A 26,564-nucleotide genomic window follows, 5' to 3' on the forward strand; every position below is an offset into this window, starting at 1 on the left:
TAGGTTGGAGCCGTGTGGGGCGTGCGGGTCCGTCTGACCCGGATCCCGCTCGCCCAGGCGGCACCGTAGGCTGACACTCGACCGATCAGACGAAGGAGCAACGACCGTCATGCCGACCTCTGTATCCCTGCCGGCCCTCGGGGAGAGCGTCACCGAAGGAACCGTCACCCGCTGGCTCAAGCAGGTCGGTGACACGGTTGCCGTGGACGAACCCCTGCTGGAGGTCTCGACCGACAAGGTCGACACCGAAATCCCGAGTCCCGTCGCCGGCACCCTGCTCGAGATCAAGGCCGCCGAGGACGAGACCGTCGAGGTCGGCGCGGAACTGGCCGTCATCGGCGACGCCGGCGAGGCCGGCTCCACTCCCGCGGCCCCTGCTGAGCCTGCGGCCGAGGCTGCTCCTGAGCCCGCGGCCGAGGCCGCACCGGCCCCGGCTGAGGCGGCACCGGCTGAGGCGGCTGCGTCCGCTCCGGCTCCGTCGGCTCCGGCCGGTGAGGCGGCTGCCCCGGCGCCTGCCGCTGAGGCCCCTGCTGCTGAGGCGCCTGCCGCTGAGGCTCCCGCTGCTCCGGCTGCCGGTGGCGGCTCCGCTTCGGGTACGTCGGTGACGCTGCCCGCGCTCGGTGAGAGCGTGACCGAGGGTACGGTCACCCGCTGGCTGAAGCAGGTCGGCGACGACGTGGCCGTCGACGAGCCGCTCCTCGAGGTCTCTACCGACAAGGTCGACACCGAGATCCCCAGCCCGATCGCCGGCAAGCTCCTGGAGATCAAGGTCGCCGAGGACGAAACCGTAGAGGTTGGCGCCGAGCTGGCCATCGTCGGCTCCGGCTCCGCCGCTCCGGCAGCCGCTGCCCCGGCCGCCGAGGCCCCCGCTGCTGCTCCCGCCGCCGCTCCTGCTCAGGCCCCGGCTGCTGCGCCGGCTCCGGCCGCCGCTCCTGCCCCGGCTCCCGCCCAGACCCCAGCTGCTCAGGCTCCGGCCGCTCAGGCTCCGGCTGCTCAGGCACCCGCTCCGGCTCCTGCTCCTGCTCCGGCGCAGGCTCCTGCTCCGGCCCAGGCTCCCGCTCCGCAGGCTGCTCCGGCCCCGGCCACTCCTGCCGTCTCGCCGAACGGCGCCGCCTCCGACGGCCCGAACTACGTCACCCCGCTGGTCCGCAAGCTCGCCGCGGAGCACGAGGTCGACCTGAACGCCGTACAGGGCACCGGCGTCGGCGGCCGCATCCGCAAGCAGGACGTGATCGCCGCCGCCGAGGCGAAGAAGGCCGCCGCGGCCGCACCGGCTCCGGCTGCCCAGGCCGCGGCCCCCGCCGCCGCGAAGGCCCCGACGATCAGCCCGCTGCGCGGCACCACCGAGAAGATGAGCCGGATCCGCAAGGCGATCGCGGCCCACATGGTCAACAGCCTGAAGGTCTCGGCGCAGCTGACCACCGTGGTCGAGGTCGACGTCACCGAGATCGCCAAGCTGCGCAACAAGAAGAAGGCCGAGTTCGAGGCCCGTGAGGGCGTCAAGCTGTCGTTCCTGCCGTTCTTCGCGCTGGCGGCGGTCGACGCGCTCAAGCAGTACCCGAAGCTGAACGCGTCGATCGACGAGGAGAAGGGCGAGATCACGTACCACGCGGCCGAGCACCTCGGCATCGCGGTGGACGTGGAGCGCGGCCTGATGGTCCCGGTCGTCCACAACGCCGGCGACCTGAACATCGCCGGCCTGGCGAAGAAGATCGCCGACCTCGCCGACCGCACCCGCAACAACAAGGTGCTGCCGGACGAGATGGCGGGCGGCACGTTCACCATCACCAACACCGGTAGCCGGGGCGCGCTGTTCGACACCCCGATCCTGAACCAGCCGCAGGTCGGCATGCTCGGGACCGGTGCCGTGGTGAAGCGCCCGGTCGTCATCACCCACCCGGAACTCGGCGAGACCATCGCGATCCGGCAGATGGTGTACCTGGCCCTCACCTATGACCACCGCCTGGTCGACGGCGCCGACGCGGCCCGTTACCTGACGGCGGTCAAGCAGCGCCTCGAAGAGGCCCAGTTCGACGTCTGATCCATCAAGACACCGGCGCCGGTGCCTGTCTCCCCGGAGATGGGCACCGGCGCTGTTATGTTGACCCGCCAGTGGTGAGCGGACAAGGAGCTGAACGGGATGAAGTACGTGCTGGCCGGCGCCTCCGGCTTCCTCGGCAAGGCCCTCGCCCGCGACTTGGTTGCCAACGGCCACCAGGTCCGCCGGCTGGTACGCCGTCCGCCGTCGACCCCCGACGAGATCCGCTGGGATCCGGCCTCCGGTGATCTGGATCTGAGGGCCTTGGACGATCCCGACGTCCTGGTCAACCTGGCCGGCGCGAACATCGGCCGCCCGTGGACACCGACGTACCGGAGAACGATCCGCGAAAGCCGCATCGCAACGACCGCGACCCTGGCCGCCGCCGCGGCGCAACTCGACCGGCGACCGACGCTGATCACCCAGAGCGGGATCGGCGGCTACGGCACAGACCTGGGCGACCGCATCCTCACCGAGGACTCCGAACTCGGCGAAGGCTTCCTGTCCGACGTCGTCCGCCTGTGGGAAGGCGCGCTCGAACCGGCCCAGGCGGCCGGCAGCCGGGTGGCCGCTCTGCGTACGGGCGTAGTGCTCGACCGCAAGGCACCGGCCTTTCAACTCCTCTCCCTCCCGTTCCGCCTAGGCCTCGGCGGCCGGCTCGGCCCCGGGACGCAGTACTTCCCCGTGGTCTCTCTGACCGACTGGATCCGCGCCGTCCGGCACGTCGCGGAGAACGACACCGTGGCGGGCCCGGTCAACGTCGCCCTGCCAATCCCGGCCACGAATTCCGAACTCACCGAAGCCCTAGCCACCGCGCTGCACCGCCCCGCCTTCGTCCCGATCCCCGCGACCCTGATGAAGCTCGCCCTCGGCGAATTCGCCTGGGAACTCCTCGGCAGCAAACGCGCCCTGCCAACCCGCCTCCAGTCCACCGGCTTCACCTTCCACCACCCCACAGTCACCACCGCGATCTCCGCCGCCCTGGCTTAGTCGTCGGATTTGGTTCAATCGAACAGATGTTCTAATGTACCTGCATGACGGTGGTCGCTACCAATCCAGCCCTCGGCGCACCAGCGCCGACCGATCCGTGGTTCACGACTGCCGAGGTGGCGTACCGACCTCCACCCGACGACCTGTACGACCCTGACGACCCACACCCTCCACGCTTCCTGAGCGAAGAGGATCTGTACGACGACCTGCCGCCGATGTCGCGCGTCGACCAACTCGAGTGGGAGTTGTGGGCAGGCGTCGATCAGGACGCCGCCGAGCAGGAGATGCTGCGCCTGAAGGCCCCCGCGTGGGTGTTCCTCCCGCCTGGCGCCGAACTGGCAGCAGCGTTGGAGGAACTGCGACCCGAGCACGAGTCACCGGTCGCACTGATCGAGGCGATGAAGGCCGCGTCCCGGATGGAAGCCTGGGCCGCGTCCATCAAGGCCGCCGCCATGGCGTCGTTCTACCGGCAACGCAAGGCTCAAGCCGCCGACATCCCCCGCCCGACACAGCTCGACTCACACGGGCGCCCCATCGATCCCGAACGGTCCTGGTCAGCCGAGATCGCCGCCGCCCTCAAACTGTCACCCCAGACGGTCGGCCGGCACATCGACACGGCCCTCCACCTGACCGGCTCCCTGACCGCCACCCACACCGCACTCCGCTGCGGCGCCCTCACCTGGTCCAAAGCCCTGGCAATCTCCGAGGCCACCCGCCCGCTGCCCCCAGCCGCCGCCAGCGCCGTCGAATCCCACGTACTACGCCGCGCCCCCGGCCAAACCCACGCCAACCTCAACGCCTCACTACGCCGCCAGGTCGCCAAGCACACCACCCGCAACCCCACCCCCGGCGAAGCCGACGCTCACCGCGCGGCCACCGCCGACCGCACGTGCAAAATCGTGCCCCTCTCCGACGGCATGGCCGGCCTCTGGGTCGTCCACACCGCCGACAAGATCCAGCAAATGTGGGCAGTCATCCAAGCCATGGCCACTCTCGCCAAACGCCCCACCCCCACCCCCACCCCCACCCCATCCCCCGACCCCACATCATCCACACCAACGCCCCCGCAAGCCACACCCAAGCCAGCCCCAGCCAAGCCGGGCCTACACGAGCCAGCCCCACCCAAGCCAGGCCCACACGAGCCAGCGCCACACGAGCCACACCCACAGGAGCCAGACCCACACGAGTTGGGCATCTACAAACCAAGCAGGCACAAGCCGAGCACCGCCGAGCCGCGCACCCACAAGCCAGACACACAGGAGCCGGACGCGCAGGAGCCAGGCACACTCCGCGGTCGAGGCGCGATCATGTCCCGCTTCGACCACGAGCCAGGCACGCCCAAACCAGGCACACCGGAGCCGAGCACCCAGGAGCCGGTCATCCACGGTCCGGTCACTCACGGGCCGAGCATCCACGAGCCGAGCATCCACAAGCCCAATGGGCAGGAGCCAGGCGCATCCAAGCCAGCCACGCAGGAGCCAGGCCCACGCACGTCACCCACGCGGGAGTTCGACGCACGGAGGCCAGCCGCACACAAGCCAGGCAGAGGCGGTCCGGGCATCGACGAGCCCCGTACCCAGGAGCCCAACCCGCAGGAGCCTGACGCCCAGGCGCCGGCTGTACGCGAGCGAGCCGCAGAGCCGAAGCGGACCGCGGAACAGCGGCGCGCGGACGCCGTGTGTGACCTGTTCGAACACATGCTGCACAACGGTCTCGACTGGCTCGGCCGCCGCCTGCCCGACCAGCACCGCAGACGCCCGCACATCGAGGTCCTCGTCCCCATCACCACGCTCCTCGGCATGGACGACGACCCCTGCGAACTCACCGGCTACGGCCCCATCCCCGCCGACATGGCCCGCCGCATCGCCACCAACGGCACCTGGCGCAGACTCCTCACCGACCCCACCAACGGCACAGTCCTAGAAGCCGCGACCACCCGCCACGACCCCGGCGTACTCGTCACCGAAACCCTCCTCGCCCGCCACCCCGTCTGCGCCTGGCCAGGCTGCAACCGCACGTCCCGCGAATGCCACCGCGACCACGCAACCCCCTTCGCACAATCCGGCCAGACCCACCTCGCGGGCCTGGTCCCGTACTGCGACTACCACCACGTCATCAAAGACACCCCCGCCTGGGGCTGGACCACCACACCCCACCCCGACGGCTCAGTCACCCTCACAACCCCCACCGGCCACCGCTACACCACAGTCCCACCCGCCCGGGGCCCCATCGCACCACGGCAACCCCCACACCCAACCGACCATCCCCCATCCGGTCACCCCTCGTCCCCCCACCCCCAAACCGCCCGACCCACAGCCCACCAGCCGTCCGATCCCCCACCCTTCTAATCCCCCACCCTCTGGCCCACCCTCAGAACCGCCCCCTCGCAATCAGAGCCCAACCCGAGTCGGAGCCAGGTCCAAGCCGGGTCCAAGCCCAGGCCGAGTCGGAGCTGAGCCCGAGCCTGTCCATGCCCGAGCCTGTCCATGCCCGAGCCAGGTCCACGCCCGAGCCAGGTCCACGCCCGAGCCAGGTCCACGCCCGAGCCAGGTCCACGCCCGAGCCAGGTCCACGCCCGAGCCAGGTCCACTCCCGAGCCAGGTCCACGCCCGAGCCAGGTCCACGCCCGAGCCAGGTCCATGTCCAGTCCGAGCCCCAGCCAGACAAATCCCACGCCGAGCCAGACCCACGTCCGGATCAAGGCCCGAGCCGGGTCCATGCCGAGCCAGGTCCATGCCTAAGCGGGTCCTTGCCTGAGCGGGTCCATGCCCGAGCCGGATCCAGGTCCATGTCCAGTCCGAGCCCCGGCCAGACAAATCCCAGGCCGAGCCCGGACCCACGTCCGGATCAAGGCCCCGAGCCTCAGCTCAAACCTGAGCCCCACAGCGGAGCGCGACCGGCGGAATTCGCGGCCGAGCGTGCGCCGGGCGTGCCGGTGACCTGCCACCGTCGTTCGCTGAGCGGTCGGGGTCAGGGCTGGGTGATCGTGCCGATTCGCCAACCGGAGCTTGGTTGGCGGTCGGAGCTGCGTGAGGGCACCGGGCTTTGTTGGGCTGGCCGGCGTGGTGATGGGATCAGTGTGATCAGCCTCGTCGTGGGCACACCCCGTGGGAGTGGAGTTTTGGTGCCATTGCCGTCGATTACCTGGCCGGCCGCGAGGTGGTCGATGGCTTTGAGGGTGACGGTGGTTGAAGTGCGACGCGTGATCGCAATGCTGTCGATCGTGATCTGAAGGCCTTCGACGCGCACGTTGCGCTTGAGGTACTCGCTGAGAAGCGCGCGGTCGCTAAGCCAGGGCTGGCTGCCCGGAACGTAGACCCGATCGAGTGCCTCGAGATCGAGGGTCCAGAAGGCCTCGGCGCGTTGGGCGTCGAGTGCTTCCAGCATTCGTTTCCAGGCAACCACGTCTGCTGCCGCGGTCGTGGATTCCGACGGCGACGCCGCAGCTGTGCTCCGAGTCGTACCTGGCGACGTCTCGGGACGCACAGAAGCCGCCGGAACGCCAAGAGTCGACCGCACCGGCGGTCCTGTCGTCGGAGCAGTCGTTGGTGACGTCGACGGATGCGAAGTCGGTGGGTGCCCACTCGGCGGAGACGTGGCCGCTGGACGTGCCGGCGTGGTGGACGTGGCGGTTGGTTCGGACCGGCGGATCGGCGAAGCAGCCGGCGATCCGGCCGTCTGCGGCGAGGTGGGCTGCAATTGCGTGCGGACTGGCTGAGCAGCTGGTGGTGCGTCGATCGTACGGAGTGTCGCGATTCCGATGACAAGCACGACGACGGCACCGAGGGCGGCCGCGCCGAGGATCCCGTACGCCGGATGCGGGGGTAGCCGTACCCCGATCCGCGGGAATCGGCGGGGTGCGGGGCGCCCGGTTCGACGGATCCGCAAGAGACCGCGGAGCGTAGCGCGCGAGGGGCCGCGGAGCCTCGCGCGTGAGAGATCCGGGAGCGCGGGGCGTGACTCGCCCTGGGGCGCGGCGTGTGAATCACCGCGGGGTGCGCGGCGCGAGAGACCGCGGAGCGTCGTGCGTGAAAGTCGCCGGCGTACAGGTCGGGACGGACTGCGGATCCCGGAACGTGAGACACGGCGCACCTCGGTTGGTGACTGACCGCGCGACTCGGTGAGTAAGAGAGGGCGCGACTCTGTGAGGGAGAGAGGGCGGCTCCACAAGCGTGACAGTCGTCGGGGCGCAGGGAGTGATGAACGGCGAAGTGCAGGAGGCGAGAGCTGGCTCAGGGTCCGTGGCCAGCGTTGATTCGGCGCCGAAGGTGAGGTTTGGTTCGGCGTCACAGGTGCGGGTTGGCTCGGCGTCACAAGTGCGCGTTGGCTCGGCGTCATAGGTGTGGATTGGTTTGACGTCGGCGATGAAGGCTGGTCGAACGTCGGAGGCGAGGGGCGGCTGGGTGCGGGTGGTTCGAGCCTGCTCAGGGAGGGGATTGGCGGTAGGCGGGCTGATCCGTGGCGGCGGAGGTTGGGGACGCGGCGGGATTTGTTGCGGCGGGTGGGGCGGGTGCGCTTTGAGGGCGCCTTGGCGGACGGTACGGCGGGTTGCGGTCGGCCTTGTTGGGTCGGTGGTGCGGTGGGTGAGTCGGCCGGCGGTGGAGCGAGTGGTGCGCGGGAGACGAACGGTGGGTCGTCATCGTCCGTCGGTCCGTTCGACGTCGCAGCTTGATTGCCGGGGCGCCCGAAGTCACCGGTTGGCTGACCTCCGGGGATCTCGGTCGCACCTGTGAACTGCAGGTCCTGGAACGCCGCCTTGGTTGGCTCGGGGTCAGTCGGCGCGGGGCCAGTCTGCGCGGGATCGGTCTGCGCGGGATCAGTAGGCGCGGGATCAGTAGGCGCGGGATCAGTAGGCGCGGGATCAGTAGGCGCGGGATCAGTAGGCGCGGGATCAGTAGGCGCGGAGCCGGAGCTGGGCGGAACGAGGCCGAACCGGCTGACGATGGCTGGCCTTGGGACACATGGGTAGTCGCGGCCAGACGGCACGTAGCCCGGCATCGCGGAGCTGTCGAGCGTGGAGCTGTCTAACGCGGGACCCAGCGGCGGCGCCGGCGTCGTCGGCGCGGGGTTGGCTGGCGCCGGAGTTGATGGCGCGGGGTTCCTTGGCGCGAGGCTCGTTGGCGCGAGGCTCGTTGGCGCAGGGCTCCCTGGCGCGGGAGTCGTTGGCGCGGGAGTCGTTGGCGCGGGAGTCGTTGGCGCGGGGCCGGTTCGCGTCGGGGTGTGCGTGGGCTCGTGAGTTGGTGGGTTGGGGTTGGGTGGCAGGAGGGTGTTGCGGGCGGTGGGAGGTGTTGAGGGCTCGGCAGGTTGGGCGGGGTTCGGGTTTGAGGATGGACGGGCCGCGGAAAGGGGCGGGTGGGGCGGCAACTGGATGCTGGGAGCGGGGAACCATCCGGCGGGGCGGTCTGGGGGGAGGTCGCGGGCTATGGGTGACGTGGCTGGGCTGGGGGGTGCGGGCATGGTGGGGGTGGTTGGTGAGGCGTGTGGTGAGGGGGCAGTGGGTGTGGGGGTGAGGGGGTCGGTGGGTTTGGGTGGGGCTAGGTCTATGGGGAGGGCTTGGGTTAGGCGTAGGAGGTGGTGCGCCAGGGTTTGGATGGGTGGGTTGGTGAAGAGGGGGGCGGGGAACGGGCTGGGGTCGGCGGCGGCGTGGTGGGTGAGGGTGGCTAGGGCTTGTAGGTCGGTGGGGGCAGGCGCTGGGTGGAGGGTGGCGTCGGTGAAGACTGGGCGGCCGTCGGCGTCGAAGAGGACGTTGTGGGGGTGGATGGCGCCGTGGGTGAGGCCGGAGGTGTGGAGGTGGGCCAGGGCATCGGCCAGCGGGGCTAGGAGGGTGACAAGCTCGCCGTAGGTGAGAGGGCCGCGGCGGGTGAGGAGTGCGGCTAGGGAGCCGGCGGCGAGGTGTTGGGTGATCAGGATCCAGCCGGTGTCGGTCTCGCGGTACTCGACGAGGCGGGCGATGTGCGGGTGGCGGATCCGGGCGAGCATGCTGAGGTCTTCGCGGAGTCTTCGCCGGTCGGGACACGCGGTGAGCGGGATGTGTTTCAGCACGGCGTTGCGGCCGGTGGCGCGGTCCCGGACCTGCCAGACGGTGCCCGACGATCCGGACCCGAGCTGCCGGCGCAGGCTGTAACCGGTGAGGTCTGCGAGGTCCATGTCCAAGAGGATGCACCGACCGCGCCCCCGCCCGTCGAAGTTATCCACAGCCCAGGGCGCAGGCCCTGATGGGCGGCACCTACACTCGAAGGCGTGAGGGCTATCAGGTACGTGGAAGCTGGTTTCGGTGCCGACGCGGTGGACTACGAGTCCGCATGGGCCGAGCAGCGACGCCTGCACGGGGAGGTTGCCGAAGGCACCGGCTCGGACACGGTGATCCTGCTGGAGCACCCGCCGGTCTACACCGCGGGCAAGCGCACCGAGCCGCATGAGCGGCCGATGGACGGTACGCCGGTGGTGGACGTCGACCGTGGCGGCAAGATCACCTGGCACGGACCGGGGCAGCTGGTCGGGTATCCGATCGTGAAGCTCGCCTCACACGTGTACGTCGTCGACTACGTGCGGCGGCTCGAGGAGGCCCTGATCGCCGTCTGTGCCGAGCTCGGCGTGAAGACCGGCCGCGTCAAGGGCCGCAGCGGGGTCTGGGTCGCGGCCGACGACCGCGGCCGGGAGCGCAAGATCGCCGCGATCGGCATCCGGGTCGCACAGGGCGTGACCATGCACGGCTTCGCGCTGAACTGCAACAACGACCTGGCGTGGTTCGACCGGATCGTCCCGTGCGGCATCTCGGACGCCGACGTGACGACGTTGTCCAAGGAGCTCGGTCGCGAGGTGACGATTGCCGAGGTCCTCGTTCCGGTACGCCGCCACCTCGACGAGCTCCTCGCCTGGAACGAGTACGAGCGCAGCCCGGATATCGACCATCACGAGGAGCCGCCGACCGCGATCACCTACGGGCTGACCGTCTGAGGCTCCAGACCGACCTCCGCACGCCAGCCGGCGTGCAGCGAACGCAACTGGGCAGCGATGTCCGGCTCAGCTGACAGCTGGTTCGTCTGCTCGCCGATGTCCTCGGCCAGGTTGGCCAGGAACCAGCCCTCCCCCATGGGTGCGTGTTCGTAGTCACGCAGATGTCTGGTGTTCGCGTCGTCCGCAACCCAGCTGAGCTTCCAGTCTCCCGACCGGACCGCCCACTGGAAGCCGCAGTCCCAGTGCAGGTTCTCGTGCGCGACGGAGGCAGACCCCGTCAGCACGGGCAGGATGTCTAGACCGTCTGCGTCCTCCACTGACGCACCGGCCGCTGCGGCCAGTGTCGGGACCAGGTCCATCGTGCTGACCAGTGCGTCTGTACGACGACCGGCCGGCAGCTGACCGGGCCAGCGCCACAGCATCGGGATGCGGATGCCGCCGTCCCAGAGCGTGTACTTCGTCCCGCGCAGCGGGGCGTTGTCGCCGAAGTTGCAGGTCGAGCCGCCGTTGTCGGTGACGTACACGACGATCGTGTCGTCGCCCGCCACGTCGAGCAGCCGCCCGATCTCTGCGTCCATCAGCTCCAACTGGGCGAGGTAGTACTCGCGCCCGTGCGGCAGGTTCGGCACGATCACGTCGTCGTACCACTCCATGAACGGGCCGTCGGCGTCCGGTGACCAGTCACGGAAGGCCGGGAGCCCGCGCGCTTCCAGTTCGGACTCCGGGAGCTGCCAGCAGAAGTTGTGGACGGCGTTGAACGCGACCATGCAGAAGTACGGCCGCTCGTCGTCCGCGCTCATGAACTCCGTTGCCCGTCGACCGAACTCCGCCGTCAGGAAGCCCTCGTGCTCGACCGGCTCGTCCCCCGACAGCAGCGGCTGCACGGCCATGTGGTGCGCGGCGGGCTGACCGTACGACTCAACCGCGTCGTCGGAGTGGTGCAGGTAGTTGAGCCGGCCGAAGGACTGTCCCGCCAGCCCGTACAGCGTCTCCTCGAACCCGTGGTGCGGCGGGCATGCCCTGTCCCCCACGTCTTCTTTGCCGTAGTGCACCTTGCCGAAGTAGCCGGTCCGGTAGCCCTGGTCGCGCAGGATCTCCGCCAGCGTCGGTACGTCGTCGGGCGGGAACTCGGCCGAGTCGAACCATTGGCCGCCCCACCGCTGCTGGTACCGCCCGGAGATGATCGACGCCCGCGACGGACTGCAGATCGGCGCCGTCACGTACGCGTCGGTGCAGGTCACGCCCTCGGCGGCCAGCCTGTCCAGCGCCGGTGTACGGACGTCCGGGTGTACGCCGAGGCCGCCGCGGTCGGCGTACCCGTGGTCGTCGGAAACGATCAGCAGAATGTTCGGAGCGGGCAACAGCTCATCCTCTCGAGAGACGCGCGGCCTGGTCCGCCTTCGCTCGGGCGTCGGTCGCGTCTGGGTCCAGCAGCAATCTCAGCTCAGCATCCAGTCGCTGCACCAGAGCCGTCTCACCGGACAGGTCGTGGAGCTCCTGCGGGTCGTCTTCGACGTTGAAGACCTGCGGGGCGTGTTCTGGCCCGTAGTAGCAGTACTTCCACGGCCCTGACTTCAGCATGAAGCCGCCGTCGACCATGCCTTGCGCGTGGTACTCCGAGAGCACCGGGCGGTCTGTCGGGTCGAGCAGGGAACGGCCCGGTAGGGCAGGGTCGGGCGCTAGGCCAGCAATGTCCCGGAGGGTAGGTAGTAGGTCGACGAGGCTGACGTGGGCGTCGGTACGGCGCTGCGGGAGTGCCGGGTGGCGTAGCAGCAGTGGGATGCGTACCGCGGGCTCATAGAAGCACTGCTTCTGCCAGATGCCGTGGTGGCCGGCCATCTCACCGTGGTCGCTCGTGTAGATGACCACCGTGTCGTCCGGTACTGCGGCCAGCAGCCGACCGATCTGATGGTCGAGGTGACTGATCAGGGCCCAGTAGCAGACCGTCGCCTCCCGGACCTGCTCCTCTGTGAGCGGCTCGTCGTTGCGGAAGCCGTGCCGTAGCAGCGAGATCACCGGGTGCTGGTCGTCTGCTACTACGGGTAGCTCGACATCTGCGGGGTCGTACAGCGCGCGGAACTCCGGTGGTGCGACCAACGGGAAGTGCGGGTGCATGTAGCCGACGTACAGCAGGAACGGGTCCTCGCCCGGGTCGCGCAGGAACTCCACGGCTGCGTCTGTCGCGGCTACGTCGTGCTGGGTGTGGACGTGGTCGCCAGGGCCCTGTTCCGTGACGTGAGAGTTGCTGGGGCGTCGCCAGTCGGCCGTACGACGGGGTGGGCGGCCGCTGTGGTCCAGCCAGAAGTCCAGGTCGTCGGTGAGGCGGCGGTTGAAGCCCAGTAGGCGATCTGGGCCGTTGAAGTGGGTCCGGCCCGCAATGACGGAGCTGTAGCCCGCTTCGCGCAAGTGGTGGGCCCAGGTGCGGTACGACGGGCCTGGAATGACACCGTTGTCCCAAGCGTCGGTCTGGTGCACGTACTGACCCGACAGGAGTGAGAGCCGGGACGGGACGCACATGGGGCTGTTCGTGTACGCACGGTCGAACGAAACGCCCTGTGCGGCCAGGCGATCCAGATGCGGTGTGCGGACGTGTGGATGGCCCGCCCAGCCGGCTGCCGAGGCAGTGTGCTCGTCGGACAGGACGACCAGGATGTTCGGTGTGCGGTCCACCGGGACAGCCTAGGCAACCGCCGAAGTGTCTGCAGGGCGTGACGGCAGTTCGTCGCTACCTTGGGGGTGTGTCCAAATTTCTTGGGTTCTTGCTCGGGGTAGCGGTTGCTCTGGCCGGTCCGGCCGTGTTCGGAGTCCTCGCGGCCCCGGGTGGTATCGAGCTGAACGCGAAGGGGATGGCGCTTGCCTACGGCATCGGCGCGCTGATCTTCTGGGCCGTGGTGTCGTACTTCTCCGGCGCCGGCGCGCTGGGGGCGTTCGTCGCCTTCGGCACCCTGGTCTACTGCTGGCTCTGGATCCCGAACCGGACCACGAACTTCCTGAACGACGTCCCCGGAGTCACCCAGGGGATGATCGACGGGTCGAAGCAGTACACGCTCAACGGCGTGGTGCCGATCCTCGGGGTGATCTCGCTGGTGTACGCGATCCAGCTGATCGTTCACAGCGCCCAGCGGCGGAGGCGGGAGCGGGCCGACGTCGAGCGGCTGCAGCGCGAGCAGGAAGCCGCGCAGGCGCAGCAGGAGGCGGACGCCGCCGCGGTGTATCCGGTTGCCGGGGGCACCTATCCGGCGCCGGTCGCGTACGAGAGCCACTCGCGGTACGACGACCTGTTCGACGAGCCCGCGCCGGTGCAGCCGAGGAACCAGGCTGACGAGCAGACGCGGCAGTTCCCGGTCGGTGCTGCGGAGGAGGCTGAGCACACCCGGCAGTTCCCGGAGGCAGATGCCGAGAGCAACTACCCCGGCGACGAGACGGTGGTCGCCCAGGCGCCGGCAGCCGAGGATGACGCCGCTGCTTCGGAGCCGGGCGCGCAGGTTGTCGAGTCTGGCGCGGCCGTGGCTAGTCAGCCCGACGAGGCCCGGCCGACTGAAGCCGAGTCGGCAGCCCCGTCGGTCGAGGAGACTCAGCCGATGGACGCAGCTCCCCCGGTAGCCGCGCCGGTCGAGCAGACGCAGCCGGTCGATGCTCAGCCTGACGAGACCCCGTCAGCAGAAGCCAGGCCGGCGGCAGCCCCGCCCGTTAACCAGACTCAGTCAGCAGGCGCCGCTTCCCAGGCAGCCCCGTCAGCTGGCCAGACCCAGCCCGCAGACCCCGCCTCTTCGGCAGCCCCGTCGGTCGACGAGACCCAGCCGATGGAAACCGCGCCGGCGGTCGCCCCGCCAGTTAGCCAGACTCAGTCAGCAGGCGCCGCTTCCCAGGCAGCCCCGTCAGCTGGCCAGGCTCAGCCCGCAGACGACGCTTCTGCGGCGGCCCCGTCGGTCGACGAGACCCAGCCGATGGAGACGGCGCCTCAGGCGGCCGCGCCGGCCCAGCAGACCGAGCCTGTCGCGGCCAAGCCCGACGAGGCCAAGCCAGACGAGGCTCAGCTGGCAGAACCCAAGCCGGCACCAGCCCCGCTGATTGGCCAGGCTCAGTCCACTCCCCCGGCAGCCGCACCGGTGCAGCAGACCGAGCCGGCTGCCGCCAAGCCTGCCGAGGCCCAGTCGGCAGCGCCGCCTTCCGTCGACGAGACCCAGCCGATGGGAACGACCTCCCAGGCAACCCCGTCGTTTGACGAGACTCAGCCGATGGAGACGGCGTCTCCGGCACCTGCGCCGGTCCAGCAGGCCAAGCCTGAAGCGCCTGCGCCGGCTGAACAGGCTCGGCCGCAAGGGGACGAGGCTATGGAGGAGAAGAAGGCGGAGCGCGTTGCGGCTCCCCGGGTCGGATCTGAGGAGCAGATGGGGGCTCAGTACCGGGAGCGGATGGAGGACCCGGAGGACACCGGCGAATTCCACCTCGCCTTCGAGAACCCGGTAGTGAGGCCCGCTTAGCCAGCCCCGACGAGCGCGTGCGCTGGTGTTCACTCCCAGCGCACGCGCTCCTCGTTCGCCGCAGTCGCATTCAGTCTGCCCCTGCACCTGCCGTGGAGCGCGGGCCATCCGTCCGCTCCAGTACTACCTGCCCGGCGGGACACACGACGTACGTGTACCGCTGATGTTCACTCTCAGCGCACGTGCTCCTCCTACGCCGCAGTCGTACTCAGTCTGCCCCTGCACCTGCCGTGGAGCGCGTGCCATCCGTCCGCTCCAGTTACTACCTGCCCGCCGGGACACACGACGTACGTGCGCCGCTGCGGCACGCTCCATGTGCGCCTACTCGTCGTACGCCATAGTCGTACTCGCTCCGCCCACTACCTGCCGCAGACCGGTTCAGTCGCGCGTCCCGGTGTCTTTCGCCGGAGCGGGACACCCGAGGTACATCGCCCTGGTGTTCGCTCCCAGGGCGCGTGCTCGCCGTAAACCGCGGTCGTCGTCGGTCGGCCACGACCTGCCGCAGAGCAGGCCAGGCGCAGGCGCCGGCTACTCACGCGGCGGGACACACGACGCACGCGCGCTGCTGGTGCTTCGCTCCCAAGCGCGTCTGCTTGTCGTACGCCACTGTCCTTCTCAGGCCTCCTCGATGTACCGCGGAGCAGGTCAGTCGCTCGCCTCGGTGCCCCGGTCGCACATCCGCCGGAGCCGGACACCCGACGCTCCAAGTACGTGTGCTCGTCGTACGCCCCGGGGCCTACCCACCTGCGCCGGGCGCTAGTCTCCGCCCGCCTGCACAATCGGCTCAGGCGACGTGCATCCGTTCTTGATGTTGGTCTCGGCGGGCGTGTTCTGTGATGGCCTCGTCGTAGGCGGCGGTGGCCATTTGGAGGACGTCGTTGGACATTTGGGCTCGGGGGGAGTCCGTGCTCCAGGCGAGCACCAGTTTGCGGTGGATCGGGTCGCCGGCGAGGGTTCGGGTGGTGACCTCGGACGAGAGCATGCGGTACGACGTGGGTGAGATCAGCGCGACGCCCTGACCGCTCGTCACGAAGCCCATCAGTACCGACGTGTCGACCGAGTGATGCTCGACGCGTGGCTGGAAACCGGCCGCCTCGCACGCCGCGCGGAAGAGGACGTGGAAGCCGCTGTCGTCCGGCGGTTCGCCGATCCATTCCTCGTCGCGGAGCGCGGCGAGTTCGATCTCGCCGCGCGTGCGGCACGCCACCGGGTGGTCGGCCGACAGAGCGACGTACGCCGATTCCGACTCGACGACCGTGGTGGCCTCGACGCCGGCCGGCAGCCGCAGCTCGAAGCCGGGGAACTCGCGCAGCAGCGCGAAGTCCAGCCGCCCGCTCTCGAGCTGCTGCAGCAGCACGCTCGTGGACCACTCGACCTCGATGCTGACCTGTTCGATCTCGCAGTGCGAGCGGAGCCGGGAGGCGATCCCGGACATCGGCGCGGTCGGGAATCCGCCGAGCCGGACAGCCGACGACTCGACCGCGGTCATCGCGGACACCGTCGCCGAGAGGTGGTCGACGTCGACCAGGATGGCGCGGGCGCGATCGACGGCGTACCGGCCCAGCGGGGTGGGCGTGACGCCGGTACGGGAGCGTTCGAACAGCTCGCCGCCGAACGCCGCCTCGATCCGTTTCAGCTGCGCGGTCAGGCTCGGCTGGCTGACCTTGAGCCAGCGGGCGGCCCGTCCGACGGACCCCGCTTCGGCCACCAGGACAACCACTCGCAGGTGGCGCAGCTCGACGTTCATGCGTTGAGACCGTAGTCGAGGTCTACGCACAGCTCACAGCGACCCAACATTGCGGTTTCGTCACAGCCGGGCCCGGACCTGTAACGCCGGACCCGGTCGTGACGATTAGCTACGAAGTTTTGAGCGCCAGCGCCTCGCGGTACCCGAGACGACGTCCGGTCTGCAGCAGCGTGCGCTCGTACAGCCGCGCCCCCACCCGGACGATCAGCACCGTGGCGACCAGCAGCAGCGCGATCGCGACCAGCGGCTGCCAGATCGGCACGTCCTCGGTGAGCATCCGGCCGGGCATCGACATCGACGACGCGATCGGGATGAACGACGCCACGGTCTTGGCCGACGAGCCCGCGAACACCGAGAAGAAGAACGGGATCATCAGGATCATCTGCCCCGGCAGCGTGGTCGACCCGAGGTCCTCCTGCCGCGTCGCCAAGGAACCGGCCACCGCCCACAGCCCGGCCAGCGCGACGAACCCGAGCACGAAGAACACCACGAACCACCCGGCGACCGGCGCGACCACCTCGAGGATGTCCGCCTGGTCCGTGGCCAGCAGCCCGATCAGGGAAACACCCGCGATCAGCACGATCTGGGACAGCGCGAGCACCGTGTTGCCGAGCACCTTGCCCCACAGCAGCGACCGGATCGGCACCGCGGCGGCGAGGATCTCGACGACCCGGCTCTCCTTCTCCTGGACGACGCTCTGCGCGATCATCATCCCGAAGCCGAGCGCGGTCATGTAGAAGACCAGCGCCAGACCGATGTTCACGAAGTCCGAGACGATGTCCGGCAACGGCCCGGGTTTCAGCAGCTCCAGCGAGACCTTCGTGCCCGCGTGCAGCTCCGCCGGGCTCAGGCCAGCCTTCGCGGCGTTCGCCTCCGTCCCGACCGCGGCGGCCGCCTCGCGCAACGCACCTTCCAGGCTCGAGTCGACGCGGTCCTTGCCGAGGACGACGTACCCGTCGGTGCCCGGCAACAGCGCCGCCTTCACATCGCCTTCGGTGACGGCCTTCTCCGCTGCGGGGCGGTCGGCCACGCGGGTTGCCTCGAAGCCGTCGCCACCTTCGGTGGTCGAGGCCTGCTGGACCACCCTGACGCCCGAATCGTCGATGACCGCAATTTTGTCCGGGCCGCCCTTGCCCGCGAGCAGGGCGGGGATGAACACCGCCGCGACCACGATCAGCAGCATCACCAGCGTCGAGCCGATGAACGTCTTGTCCCGCAGCTTCGTGGTGATCTCGCGCTCGGCGATCAGCACCCAGGGCCTGTCCAACGAGTTCATCGGGTCGCCTCCCGGAAGACGTCGCTGAGCGCCACCCGCTCCGGCCCGAACTCACGGACCGGTCCACGACTGAGCGCCTCGTGCAGAATCCGCTGCTCCACAGCACCGTCGGGGACGGCACCGTCGAGTACGTCGAACAGCGCCGTACCGCCGGCCACGTCGCGTACCTCGATGCCCGCCATGTCGCGCAGCCACCCGGCGTCGCCGTCGACCACCAGGCGGTACGTCGTCGTGGGCCCGGCCGCCAGGTCGGACACGGCGCCCGCGGCAACGACCTTGCCGCGGGACAGGACGACGAGGTCGTCGCACAGCCGCTCGACGAGGTCCAGCTGGTGGCTGGAGAACAGCACCGGTACCTCGGGCGTGACCTCCTCGCGGAGCAGGTCGACCATCGCGTCGACGGCGAGCGGGTCGAGGCCGCTGAACGGCTCGTCCAGTACCAGCGCGATCGGCTCGTGCACCAGCGCCGCGGCGATCTGCACGCGCTGCTGGTTGCCCAGCGACAGCGTCTCCAGTACGTCGGACGCGCGCTCGGCCAGCCCGAGCCGGCCGAGGATCTTGTCGGTGCGCTCGGCGGCGCGGTCCGTGTCGAGCCCGTGCAGCCGGCCGAAGAACACCAGTTGGTCGCGGATCTTCATCTTCGGGTACAGCCCGCGTTCCTCGGGCATGTAGCCGAAGTCCCGGCGTACGTCCTGCGTCAGCGGCTCGCCCTGCCACCGCACCTCGCCGGCCGTCGCGGCCAGGACGCCGAGGATGATCCGCATCGTCGTCGTCTTCCCGGCCCCGTTGGCCCCGACGAACCCGGTCATCCGTCCCGGTACGACGTCGAAGGTCACGTCGTCCAGCGCCAGATGATCACCGAACCGCCGGGTGAGCCCCTCCACCCTGAGCATGTGTCACCGTTCCCATCAGCTAGCCCGAAGATCCAACGTTGCCAAAGCTAGTCAGGACCGGCGTGCCGGCACGTCGCCCGTGAGGGTGATCACCAGCCTCATCCGCCAGGTGGAGCCGGGTGGATCAGGCGGAGGTGTCGTCGCCAGGGGTCACGAGACCACATTCGTACGCGAACACGACTGCCTGGACCCGGTCGCGCAGGCCGAGTTTCAGCAGCACGCGGGAGACGTGCGTCTTGACCGTCGCCTCCCCGACGTACAGCTGGGCGGCGATCTCGGTGTTGGTCAGGCCGCGGGCGATCAGCCCGAGCACCTCGCGCTCCCGCTCGGTGAGCTCCGCGAGCAGGTCCGGCCGGTACACCCGCTCTCCCCCGCCGGTGAACCGCTTGATCACCCGCCGGGTCACCTCCGGCGCCAGCAGCGCGTGGCCGGAGTGCACGATCTGGATCGCCTCGACCAGGTCCTCGGGCGCGGTGTTCTTCAGCAGGAAGCCGCTCGCCCCGGCACCGAGCGACTCGAACAGGTAGTCGTCGCGGTCGAACGTGGTGAGGATCACGACCTTCCCGGCGTCCTCCGCGACGATCCGCTGGGTCGCGGTGATCCCGTCCATCCCGGGCATCTGGACGTCCATCAGGACGACGTCGGGCCGCAGCGCGAGCGCCAGGTCGATCGCCTTCTCGCCGTCGGACGCCTCGCCGACCACCTCGATGTCGGGCTCGACGGACAGGATCATCCGGAACCCGGCACGCACCAGGTCCTGGTCGTCCACCAGCAGCACCCGCATCGGGTCACTCACTCGGTACTCCCATCGGGTTGTTGTTCAGCGGGATCCGGACCCGGACCCGGAATCCTCCCACGGGCCGCGGGCCGATCTCGCTCTCGCCGCCGAGCAGCCCGACCCGCTCCCGGATCCCGACGTGCCCGAGGCGGCTGCCGACCGGCGCGTGCTTCGGGCGGCCGTCGTCGATCACCTCGAGCTCGACCGCGTCGCCGAGGTAACGCAGTGTGAGGTGGGCGCTGCGGGCCGTCGAGTGCTTGCGGACGTTCGAGAGCGCTTCCTGGGCGATCCGGTAGACCGACACCGAGACGGTCTTCGGCAGTTCGGCCGGGGCGCCGATCTGGTGGAACCCCACCTCGAGGCCGAGGCTGTTCGCCTCCGCGATCAGCGCCGGCAGCCGGTCCGCGCCGGCCTGCGGCTCCTTCGGGTCCGGCGCACCGACGTCGATGTCGGGGTCCGCCGAGCGGAGCATGCCGAGCAGCTGGCGCATCTCGTTCACCGCGGTCCGGCTGGACTCCTCGATCACGTTCAGTGCCTTCTTCGCGGCCTCCGGATCGGTGTCCATCACCCGCCGCGCGCCGCCGGCCTGGATGCCGATGCTGCTGATGTGGTGCGCGACGACGTCGTGCAGCTCACGCGAGATGCGCAGCCGCTCGTCGATCACCGCGCGCCGCGAGTTCGCCTCCTGCTGTGCCGCGAGTTCGGTCGCCTGCTGCTCGAGCTCGAACCGCTGCCGGGCGGTCGCCCACGCCGTGCGGCCCCAGAAGTACGCGCCGAAGAAGTACAGGACGTTCAGCGCGACGGTGATGATCACGCTGGAGACGTACGGCGAGAACAGGGCGTGGTTCGGCCCGTCGATCGCGTTGTTCCGCAGCGCCTGGACGAAGTTCAGTCCGAGCCAGCCGAACATCGCGATGAACACGACCGCGACCGCGGCCTTCATCAGCCGCCGGTCCCGCGCCCACGCGACCGCGGCGTAGATCGCCATGAACATGGTCGCCTGGGTGACCAGGTTGCCCGCGAACGCGAACACCGCGCGCTCGCCGTTCACCACGAACAGGACCGCGACCAGCAGCAGCACCGGGATCGGCCAGCGGCGGCGGAAGCACAGCGGCAACGCCGCGGCCGCGCTCAGCACGTACGGCTCCACACCGCCGATGCCGAGGTCCACGTGCTGCGGCGCCGCGCCGCGGGCGAGTTCGGTGCCGAGCAGCCCCGCCAGCGCCATCCCGAGACCCAGGAGTACGTCGTACCGCTGCTCACGCGCGGTCGGCGCTGGACGTGTCCACATTCCCAGAAGCGTACGGGTGGAACGGCCCTGAGCGGGGACGCGTACCCTGGAGGGCGTGACCATCGCCCCAGAAGGACGGAAACTGCTCAGGCTCGAGGTGCGCAACGCGGAGACCCCGATCGAGCGCAAACCCGAGTGGATCAAGACCCGCGCCAAGATGGGCCCGGAGTACCAGGCGCTGCAGAAGCTCGTGAAGTCCGAGCAGCTGCACACGGTGTGCCAGGAAGCCGGCTGCCCGAACATCTTCGAGTGCTGGGAGGACCGCGAGGCGACCTTCCTGATCGGCGGCGACCAGTGCACCCGGCGCTGTGACTTCTGCCAGATCGACACCGGCAAGCCGGAGGCGCTGGACCGCGACGAGCCGCGCCGCGTGGCCGAGTCGGTGCGCACCATGGGCCTGCGGTACGCGACCGTGACCGGCGTCGCCCGCGACGACCTGGACGACGGCGGCGCCTGGCTGTACGCCGAGACGATCCGCCAGATCCACGAGCTGAACCCGGGCACCGGCGTGGAGATGCTCGCGCCGGACTTCAACGCCGTCCCCGAGCAGCTCGCCGAGGTGTTCTCCTCCCGCCCGGAGGTGTTCGCGCACAACGTCGAGACGGTGCCGCGGATCTTCCGCCGGATCCGCCCCGGTTTCCGCTACGAGCGCTCGCTGGACGTCATCACCCAGGCCCGCGACTACGGGCTGGTCACCAAGTCGAACCTGATCCTCGGCATGGGCGAAACCCGTGACGAGGTCAGCCAGGCGCTGAAGGACCTGCACGCGGCCGGCTGCGAGATCATCACGATCACGCAGTACCTGCGGCCCTCGGTGCGGCATCACCCGGTCGAGCGCTGGGTGAAGCCCGAGGAGTTCGTGGAGCTGGACGCCGAGGCGCAGGAGATCGGATTCGCCGGAGTCATGTCCGGTCCGCTGGTACGGTCCTCGTACCGCGCCGGACGGTTGTACCGTCAGGCCGTTGAGTCACGTATGAACAACCAGGACAGGTAGAGATGGCCAAGAACGACGCGCCCGAAGAGAAGACCAGCCGGCTGAAGCAGATCCGGTCGGCGTATCAGCTGACCAGGAAGTCCGAGCCGCTGGTCGGCCTGGTGCTGGCCGGGATCTTCCTCGGCATCGTCGCCCTGGCCGTTCTCGGCGGGTTCCTGGTCGGGCCGCTGCTGGTGTGGATCCCGCTCGGTGTGGCGCTCGGGTTCCTGGCCGCCACCATCGTCTTCGGCCGCAAGGTGGAGAAGGCGGCGTACAGCCAGATCGAGGGCCAGGCCGGTGCCGCCGCGTCCGCGCTGCAGACACTGCGCCGCGGCTGGAACGTGTCGCCCGCCGTCGCGGTCACGAAGAACTCCGACATCGTCCACCGGGTCGTCGGCCGGCCGGGCATCATCCTGGTCGGCGAGGGCCAGCCGAGCCGGGTGAAGAACCTGCTCGCGGCCGAGGCCAAGAAGCACAACCGGGTTGCCGGCGGCGCGCCCGTCACCCAGATCGTCGCCGGTCAGGGCGAGGGCGAGATCGACATCCGCAAGCTGACCAAGTACGTCATGAAGCTGCCGGCGGTCCTGCAGCCTTCCGAGATCACCGACCTGCTGCAGCGGCTGAAGGCGCTGGACGCGGTCCGGCCGCAGGTGCCGATGCCCAAGGGCCCGGTCCCGACCAGCCTGAAGGGCGCCCGCCAGGCGATGCGGGGACGATAACCAAGCGGCACCCTGGACAGTTGATCTGTTCGAACATGCGCCGTGGGGAGGCTGGTTGCCCTTAGGGTGCGACCAGGACGGATAACAGGGGAACAGCTGAAATGACGGATCTGATGCCGCGAGCGCAGCATGCCGTGCATGAGCCGGCGGCCGAGACGTGGCCGACGTTGGCGCGGCCGCGCTCGAACCCGGTCCGTCGGTACGGCGCGGCAACCGCTATCCGGCTGGTCGCCAAGGATCTTCCGGCCACGATCCATCTGGACAGCAACCGCTCGTTCGGTCTCGGCGGCCCGTCCATGCGGGTGCACCGGACGGCGGCCTTCCTGGACCGGCTCGGGCAGGACGCCGGATCCGGGTTCGGCGAGGCGTACCTGGCCGGCGACTGGGATCCGGAGCCGGGCACCGACCTGGCCGATCTGCTGGTCCCGTTCGCCGAGCGGTTCAGCAACGAGGAGACCCGGCATCTGCTGCCGAAGTGGGCGCAGTCGCTGCGCTGGCTGGTCACCAAGTCCCAGCCGGGTGAGCAGGACAACGACCGGGCCGGCGCCCGCGAGAACATCAGCCGGCACTACGACCTCAGCAACGCGATGTTCTCGGAGTTCCTCGATCCGACGCTGACGTACTCCGCCGCGTACTTCGGCGACGCCGCCGCGTCCGACCTGGCAACCGCGTCGTACGACGAGCTGACCGACGCGCAACTACGCAAGCTCGACGCGATCCTCGACGCCGCCGGGGTGCGGTCCGGGTCCCGGGTGCTCGACATCGGCTGCGGCTGGGCGAGCCTCGCGATCCGCGCGGCCCAGCGCGGCGCCTGGGTGACGGCGATCACGATCGCCTCGCAGCAGGCGTTGCTGGCGCAGCGCCGGATCGCCGACGCGGGCGTCGGCGACCGGGTGCAGGTCGCGCTGCGTGACTACCGCGACCAGATCGGCGAGTTCGACGCCGTGCTGAGCGTGGAGATGATCGAGGCGGTCGGCGAGAAGTACTGGCCGGTGTACTTCGACGCGATCGAGCGCCGGCTCGCGCCCGGCGGCGTCGGCGTCGTGCAGGCGATCGTGATGCCGCACGAGCGGATGCTCGCCACCCGGAACACGTTCACCTGGGTGCAGAAGTACATCTTCCCCGGCGGGCTGATCCCGTCGATCAAGGTGATCGAGGACGTCACCGCGCAGCACACCGGCCTGCGCGCCGAGGTGATCCGGCATCTCGGCGCCGACTACGCGCGCACCCTGCGGATCTGGCGGAACCGGTTCATCGAGCACTGGCCGGCGATCGCGGCACTCGGCTTCGACGACACGTTCCGGCGGATGTGGGAGTTCTACCTCGCGTACTCCGAGGCGGGCTTCCGGACCGGCTACCTGGACGACGTCCAGTTGCTGCTGACCCGGCGCTAACGCAGGACGACGACTGTTTTCGCGGCCAGGTCGTGCAGGCCGCGGCGGTCCCGGTCGAAGATCACCGCGGGGATCAGCAGGACGATCAGGAACGACCTGAGCACGGCGGCGAGCGGCCCGACCTGCTTGCCCTTCAGGCTGGCGACCCGCAGACCGCAGGCCCGGTGGCCGATCGTGCCGCCGACCAGCCCGACCAGGATCGCGGTCATCGCGAAGAAGACCGTCGAGTGCATCAGGCTGTAGTCGCCGCCGCCGGCCCACATCGGCCGGCCCATGATCACCGAGGTGACCAGGCCCGCGATCAGCCAGTCGATCAGCAGCGCGAGGACCCGGCGGCCCCAGGTCGCGACCGAGCCCGGCCCCTCTTCGGGCAGGCCCAACCGACTACCCGGACTGCGCCCCTCTTCTTGGGGAAATTCTTCGGAGGGTCCGGTTGCGGCTGACGCGGATGATGCCATGATGTCTAGCCTACGGACACGTCGTGAGTGGTCCCAGGCGGGCTGCGACATCTCAGGGCGTAACCGCCGTACACCAGTGGGTCAGCGCGGACACGCTGGGCGTAACATCCGCGAAACATCAGGGTCACGACGGAGAAACCGGCGGGCCCTACGTTCAGATGCAATCTCTGAGCCACCCTAGGAGTACGTATGTTTTCCAGCGCTGAGGAGCTGCTCGCCTACGTCAAGAACGAGGGCGTCGAGATCGTCGACGTCCGGTTCTGCGACCTGCCGGGCATCATGCAGCACTTCACCGTCCCGGTGTCGTCGTTCGGGCCCGAGGTCTTCGAGGACGGCCTGGCGTTCGACGGTTCGTCGGTCCGCGGTTTCCAGCAGATCCACGAGTCCGACATGAAGCTGCTGCCGGACCCGACCAGCGCGTACATCGACGAGTTCCGCACCGCGAAGACGCTGGTGATCAACTTCTTCGTGCACGACCCGCTGACCGGTGAGGCGTACAGCCGCGACCCGCGCAACATCGCCCGCAAGGCGCAGGAGTACCTGAAGTCGACCGGGATCGCGGACACCGCGTTCTTCGCGCCGGAGGCCGAGTTCTACGTCTTCGACGACGTCCGGTTCGAGACCAAGTCGAACTCCGCGCACTACTCGATCGACTCGATCGCCGGCGCCTGGAACACCGGCCGGGTCGAGGACGGCGGCAACCGCGGCTACAAGGTCCGCTACAAGGGTGGCTACTTCCCGGTCGCGCCGACCGACCACTTCGGCGAGCTGCGCGACGACATCACGCTGTCGCTGGAGCGGTCCGGCCTGATCGTCGAGCGCGCCCACCACGAGGTCGGCACCGCCGGCCAGGCGGAGATCAACTTCCGCTTCGACGAGCTGCTCAAGGCCGCCGACGACGTGATGAAGTTCAAGTACATCGTCAAGAACACCGCGTGGAAGGCCGGCAAGACCGCGACCTTCATGCCGAAGCCGATCTTCGGTGACAACGGCTCCGGTATGCACTGCCACCAGTCGCTGTGGAGCAACGGCGACCCGCTGTTCTACGACGAGTCCGGGTACGGCGGCCTGTCCGACACCGCCCGCTGGTACATCGGCGGTCTGCTGAAGCACGCCCCGTCGCTGCTGGCCTTCACGAACCCGACCGTGAACTCGTACCACCGTCTGGTGCCGGGCTTCGAGGCGCCGGTCAACCTGGTCTACTCGTCCCGGAACCGCTCGGCCTGCATCCGGATCCCGATCACCGGGTCGAACCCGAAGGCGAAGCGGATCGAGTTCCGCTGCCCCGACCCGTCGGCGAACCCGTACCTGGCCTTCGCGGCCCAGCTGCTGGCCGGCCTGGACGGCATCCGCAACAAGATCGAGCCGGCCGACCCGGTCGACAAGGACCTGTACGAGCTGCCGCCGGAGGAGCACGCGGGCATCGCCCAGGTGCCGACCTCGCTGCCGGCCGTGATCGACGCCCTCGAGGCCGACCACGCCTTCCTGCTCGAGGGCGACGTCTTCACCGAGGACCTGATCGAGACCTGGATCGACCTCAAGCGCGAGCAGGAGATCGCCCCGATCCAGCTCCGCCCGCACCCGCACGAGTTCGAGCTGTACTACGACGTCTGAGTCGTGACTCCGAAGAAGCCCACCCGGTTCGTCCGGGTGGGCTTCTTCCGTTTCAGGACAGCTGGTCGAGCTCGCGGAGTGCGTCGGCGTCGAGCTGGACGTCGGCGGCGCGCAGGTTGTCCTCGAGGTGGGCGACGCTGCGGGTGCCGGGGATCAGGGCGGTGTGGTCGTCGTGCGCGAGGATCCATGCGAGGCAGACCGCGGCGGCGCTCGTGCCGTGCCGGGCGGCGATCTTCTGTACGACGGGGTGCTCGGTCGGTGACGGGAGACGGTCGAAGGCCGAGCCGAGCGGGAAGTACGGGATCCACGCGATGCCGTTGGCCGCGCACAGCTTCAGCTGGTCCTCGGACGAGCGGTCGAGCACGCTGTAGGCGTTCTGGACGCAGACGATCCCGGCCGGCAGCGCCTGTTCCAGCTGCTCGGCGCTGACGTTGCTGAGGCCGATCGCACCGATCAGTCCTTCACTGCGCAGCGCGATCAACTCGGCGAGCTGGTCGTCGAGCGGGACGATCTGATCGCCCTCCGCGATGAGGCCCGGACCCTGGTCCGCCCGGCGGAGGTTGACCACCGGCACCTGCTCCAGACCGAGCGACTCGAGGTCGAGGTGGACCTGTCGGCGCAGGTCGTCCGGATGTTGCGCCAGGGCCAGCGGGACCGGCGCGTCCACCCGCCGCGCGCCGACCTTGCTCACGATCACGAGGTCGTCCGGGTACGGGCTCAGGGCGGTCCGGATGTGCCCGTTGACCGTGGTGTGCCCGTAGAACGACGCGGTGTCCAGGTGGTTGATGCCTAGGTCCGTTGCGCGGCGCAGAACCGCGCCCGCGGCGGCGGTGTCGACGTGCTCGAGCTGCATCGCGCCGTACCCGATGCGGCTGATCTCGTGCTGCCCGAGCGTGACGCTGCCGCCCGGTCGGTGGGATGTCATCAGCGGTGTCCCCAGGTAGGGTAAGTG

General features: G+C 69.5%; 19 protein-coding genes and 1 pseudogene. 9 read left to right on the forward strand and 11 right to left on the reverse strand.

Features of this window, described 5'->3' with window-relative positions; all coding sequences use genetic code 11:
- The first annotated feature begins 109 nt into the window (after positions 1-109).
- The 3 genes from sucB (at position 110) to ABZW60_RS35090 (ending at position 5,376) form a co-directional block, all read left to right on the forward strand.
- Complete coding sequence (gene sucB / locus ABZW60_RS35080) at positions 110-2,041, forward strand: 2-oxoglutarate dehydrogenase, E2 component, dihydrolipoamide succinyltransferase (protein ID WP_355484333.1); 1,932 nt, start codon at positions 110-112, stop codon at positions 2,039-2,041.
- A gap of 99 nt (positions 2,042-2,140) precedes the next feature.
- A complete protein-coding gene (locus ABZW60_RS35085; RefSeq protein WP_355484335.1) occupies positions 2,141-3,028 on the forward strand; it encodes a TIGR01777 family oxidoreductase in 888 nt (295 codons plus the stop codon).
- A 44-nt stretch (positions 3,029-3,072) separates the two neighbouring features.
- Positions 3,073-5,376 (forward strand): DUF222 domain-containing protein, encoded by a 2,304-nt coding sequence (locus ABZW60_RS35090; RefSeq protein WP_355484337.1) that lies wholly within the window; start codon positions 3,073-3,075, stop codon positions 5,374-5,376.
- Between the two features lie 622 nt (positions 5,377-5,998).
- Here ABZW60_RS35090 and ABZW60_RS35095 read toward each other — a convergent pair.
- Both ABZW60_RS35095 and ABZW60_RS35100 read right to left on the reverse strand, forming a co-directional pair.
- Complete coding sequence (locus ABZW60_RS35095; RefSeq protein ID WP_355484674.1) at positions 5,999-6,415, reverse strand: hypothetical protein; 417 nt, start codon at positions 6,413-6,415, stop codon at positions 5,999-6,001.
- A 2,331-nt stretch (positions 6,416-8,746) separates the two neighbouring features.
- Positions 8,747-9,175 (reverse strand): annotated as a pseudogene (locus ABZW60_RS35100) (protein kinase); the annotation flags it as partial.
- A 93-nt stretch (positions 9,176-9,268) separates the two neighbouring features.
- Here ABZW60_RS35100 and lipB point away from each other — a divergent pair.
- Entirely contained in the window at positions 9,269-9,985 is a 717-nt protein-coding gene (gene lipB, locus ABZW60_RS35105; protein ID WP_355484339.1) for a lipoyl(octanoyl) transferase LipB, read from the forward strand.
- Here the strand turns inward: lipB and ABZW60_RS35110 are convergent.
- Both ABZW60_RS35110 and ABZW60_RS35115 read right to left on the reverse strand, forming a co-directional pair.
- The gene (locus ABZW60_RS35110; protein ID WP_355484341.1) at positions 9,967-11,346 is read right to left on the reverse strand and encodes a sulfatase-like hydrolase/transferase; all 1,380 of its coding nucleotides are present in this window, start codon (positions 11,344-11,346) and stop codon (positions 9,967-9,969) included. The genes lipB and ABZW60_RS35110 overlap by 19 nt on opposite strands.
- A 4-nt stretch (positions 11,347-11,350) precedes the next feature.
- Positions 11,351-12,655, reverse strand: a complete 1,305-nt coding sequence (locus tag ABZW60_RS35115; protein ID WP_355484343.1) for a sulfatase-like hydrolase/transferase — start codon at positions 12,653-12,655, stop codon at positions 11,351-11,353.
- A gap of 89 nt (positions 12,656-12,744) precedes the next feature.
- Between ABZW60_RS35115 and ABZW60_RS35120 the strand changes: the two genes are divergently transcribed.
- Positions 12,745-14,469 (forward strand): hypothetical protein, encoded by a 1,725-nt coding sequence (locus ABZW60_RS35120; RefSeq protein WP_355484345.1) that lies wholly within the window; start codon positions 12,745-12,747, stop codon positions 14,467-14,469.
- A gap of 784 nt (positions 14,470-15,253) precedes the next feature.
- Here the strand turns inward: ABZW60_RS35120 and ABZW60_RS35125 are convergent.
- The 5 genes from ABZW60_RS35125 to ABZW60_RS35145 all read right to left on the reverse strand — a co-directional run bounded on the left by ABZW60_RS35125 (position 15,254) and on the right by ABZW60_RS35145 (position 20,454).
- The gene (locus tag ABZW60_RS35125) at positions 15,254-16,216 is read right to left on the reverse strand and encodes a LysR family transcriptional regulator (RefSeq protein WP_355484347.1); all 963 of its coding nucleotides are present in this window, start codon (positions 16,214-16,216) and stop codon (positions 15,254-15,256) included.
- A 109-nt stretch (positions 16,217-16,325) separates the two neighbouring features.
- On the reverse strand, positions 16,326-17,492 hold the full coding sequence (locus ABZW60_RS35130) for an ABC transporter permease (protein WP_355484349.1): 1,167 nt from the start codon (positions 17,490-17,492) through the stop codon (positions 16,326-16,328).
- Positions 17,489-18,385 carry an ATP-binding cassette domain-containing protein gene (locus ABZW60_RS35135; RefSeq protein ID WP_355484351.1) on the reverse strand — a complete coding sequence of 299 codons (897 nt, stop codon included), beginning with the start codon at positions 18,383-18,385 and terminating at the stop codon, positions 17,489-17,491. Before ABZW60_RS35135 ends, ABZW60_RS35130 begins: the two co-directional genes overlap by 4 nt.
- A 124-nt stretch (positions 18,386-18,509) precedes the next feature.
- A complete protein-coding gene (locus tag ABZW60_RS35140) occupies positions 18,510-19,169 on the reverse strand; it encodes a response regulator transcription factor (protein ID WP_355484666.1) in 660 nt (219 codons plus the stop codon).
- A 4-nt stretch (positions 19,170-19,173) separates the two neighbouring features.
- Positions 19,174-20,454: a sensor histidine kinase gene (locus tag ABZW60_RS35145; protein ID WP_355484353.1), complete on the reverse strand. Its 1,281-nt coding sequence runs from the start codon at positions 20,452-20,454 to the stop codon at positions 19,174-19,176.
- Between the two features lie 55 nt (positions 20,455-20,509).
- On the opposite strand from ABZW60_RS35145, the gene lipA reads away from it, so the two are divergent.
- The 3 genes from lipA to ABZW60_RS35160 all read left to right on the forward strand — a co-directional run bounded on the left by lipA (position 20,510) and on the right by ABZW60_RS35160 (position 23,540).
- A complete protein-coding gene (lipA, locus tag ABZW60_RS35150) occupies positions 20,510-21,448 on the forward strand; it encodes a lipoyl synthase (RefSeq protein WP_131289174.1) in 939 nt (312 codons plus the stop codon).
- A gap of 2 nt (positions 21,449-21,450) precedes the next feature.
- Positions 21,451-22,146 (forward strand): DUF4191 domain-containing protein, encoded by a 696-nt coding sequence (locus ABZW60_RS35155; protein WP_355484355.1) that lies wholly within the window; start codon positions 21,451-21,453, stop codon positions 22,144-22,146.
- A gap of 101 nt (positions 22,147-22,247) precedes the next feature.
- Complete coding sequence (locus ABZW60_RS35160; protein ID WP_355484357.1) at positions 22,248-23,540, forward strand: cyclopropane-fatty-acyl-phospholipid synthase family protein; 1,293 nt, start codon at positions 22,248-22,250, stop codon at positions 23,538-23,540.
- Here the strand turns inward: ABZW60_RS35160 and ABZW60_RS35165 are convergent.
- The gene (locus ABZW60_RS35165) at positions 23,537-23,920 is read right to left on the reverse strand and encodes an RDD family protein (protein WP_355484359.1); all 384 of its coding nucleotides are present in this window, start codon (positions 23,918-23,920) and stop codon (positions 23,537-23,539) included. The two genes, ABZW60_RS35160 and ABZW60_RS35165, sit on opposite strands and share 4 nt — an antisense overlap.
- A 267-nt stretch (positions 23,921-24,187) precedes the next feature.
- Here ABZW60_RS35165 and glnA point away from each other — a divergent pair, with 267 nt between their 5' ends.
- Positions 24,188-25,612, forward strand: a complete 1,425-nt coding sequence (gene glnA / locus ABZW60_RS35170; RefSeq protein WP_355484361.1) for a type I glutamate--ammonia ligase — start codon at positions 24,188-24,190, stop codon at positions 25,610-25,612.
- A 52-nt stretch (positions 25,613-25,664) separates the two neighbouring features.
- Here the strand turns inward: glnA and ABZW60_RS35175 are convergent, their stop codons facing one another.
- The gene (locus ABZW60_RS35175) at positions 25,665-26,537 is read right to left on the reverse strand and encodes an aldo/keto reductase (protein ID WP_355484363.1); all 873 of its coding nucleotides are present in this window, start codon (positions 26,535-26,537) and stop codon (positions 25,665-25,667) included.
- Positions 26,538-26,564: the final 27 nt, after the last annotated feature.

This window comes from Kribbella sp. NPDC003557 (assembly GCF_040610805.1).
GTDB lineage: Bacteria > Actinomycetota > Actinomycetes > Propionibacteriales > Kribbellaceae > Kribbella.

Bases quoted from the DNA above. Each gene is read 5' to 3' on its own strand.
- sucB (WP_355484333.1), top strand. From the start codon at position 110: ATGCCGACCTCTGTATCCCTGCCGGCCCTCGGGGAGAGCGTCACCGAA.
- ABZW60_RS35085 (WP_355484335.1), top strand. From the start codon at position 2,141: ATGAAGTACGTGCTGGCCGGCGCCTCCGGCTTCCTCGGCAAGGCCCTC.
- ABZW60_RS35090 (WP_355484337.1), top strand. From the start codon at position 3,073: ATGACGGTGGTCGCTACCAATCCAGCCCTCGGCGCACCAGCGCCGACC.
- ABZW60_RS35095 (WP_355484674.1), bottom strand. From the start codon at position 6,415: ATGCTGGAAGCACTCGACGCCCAACGCGCCGAGGCCTTCTGGACCCTC.
- ABZW60_RS35125 (WP_355484347.1), bottom strand. From the start codon at position 16,216: ATGAACGTCGAGCTGCGCCACCTGCGAGTGGTTGTCCTGGTGGCCGAA.
- ABZW60_RS35130 (WP_355484349.1), bottom strand. From the start codon at position 17,492: ATGAACTCGTTGGACAGGCCCTGGGTGCTGATCGCCGAGCGCGAGATC.
- ABZW60_RS35135 (WP_355484351.1), bottom strand. From the start codon at position 18,385: ATGCTCAGGGTGGAGGGGCTCACCCGGCGGTTCGGTGATCATCTGGCG.
- ABZW60_RS35140 (WP_355484666.1), bottom strand. From the start codon at position 19,169: ATGCGGGTGCTGCTGGTGGACGACCAGGACCTGGTGCGTGCCGGGTTC.
- ABZW60_RS35145 (WP_355484353.1), bottom strand. From the start codon at position 20,454: ATGTGGACACGTCCAGCGCCGACCGCGCGTGAGCAGCGGTACGACGTA.
- ABZW60_RS35155 (WP_355484355.1), top strand. From the start codon at position 21,451: ATGGCCAAGAACGACGCGCCCGAAGAGAAGACCAGCCGGCTGAAGCAG.
- ABZW60_RS35160 (WP_355484357.1), top strand. From the start codon at position 22,248: ATGACGGATCTGATGCCGCGAGCGCAGCATGCCGTGCATGAGCCGGCG.
- glnA (WP_355484361.1), top strand. From the start codon at position 24,188: ATGTTTTCCAGCGCTGAGGAGCTGCTCGCCTACGTCAAGAACGAGGGC.
- ABZW60_RS35175 (WP_355484363.1), bottom strand. From the start codon at position 26,537: ATGACATCCCACCGACCGGGCGGCAGCGTCACGCTCGGGCAGCACGAG.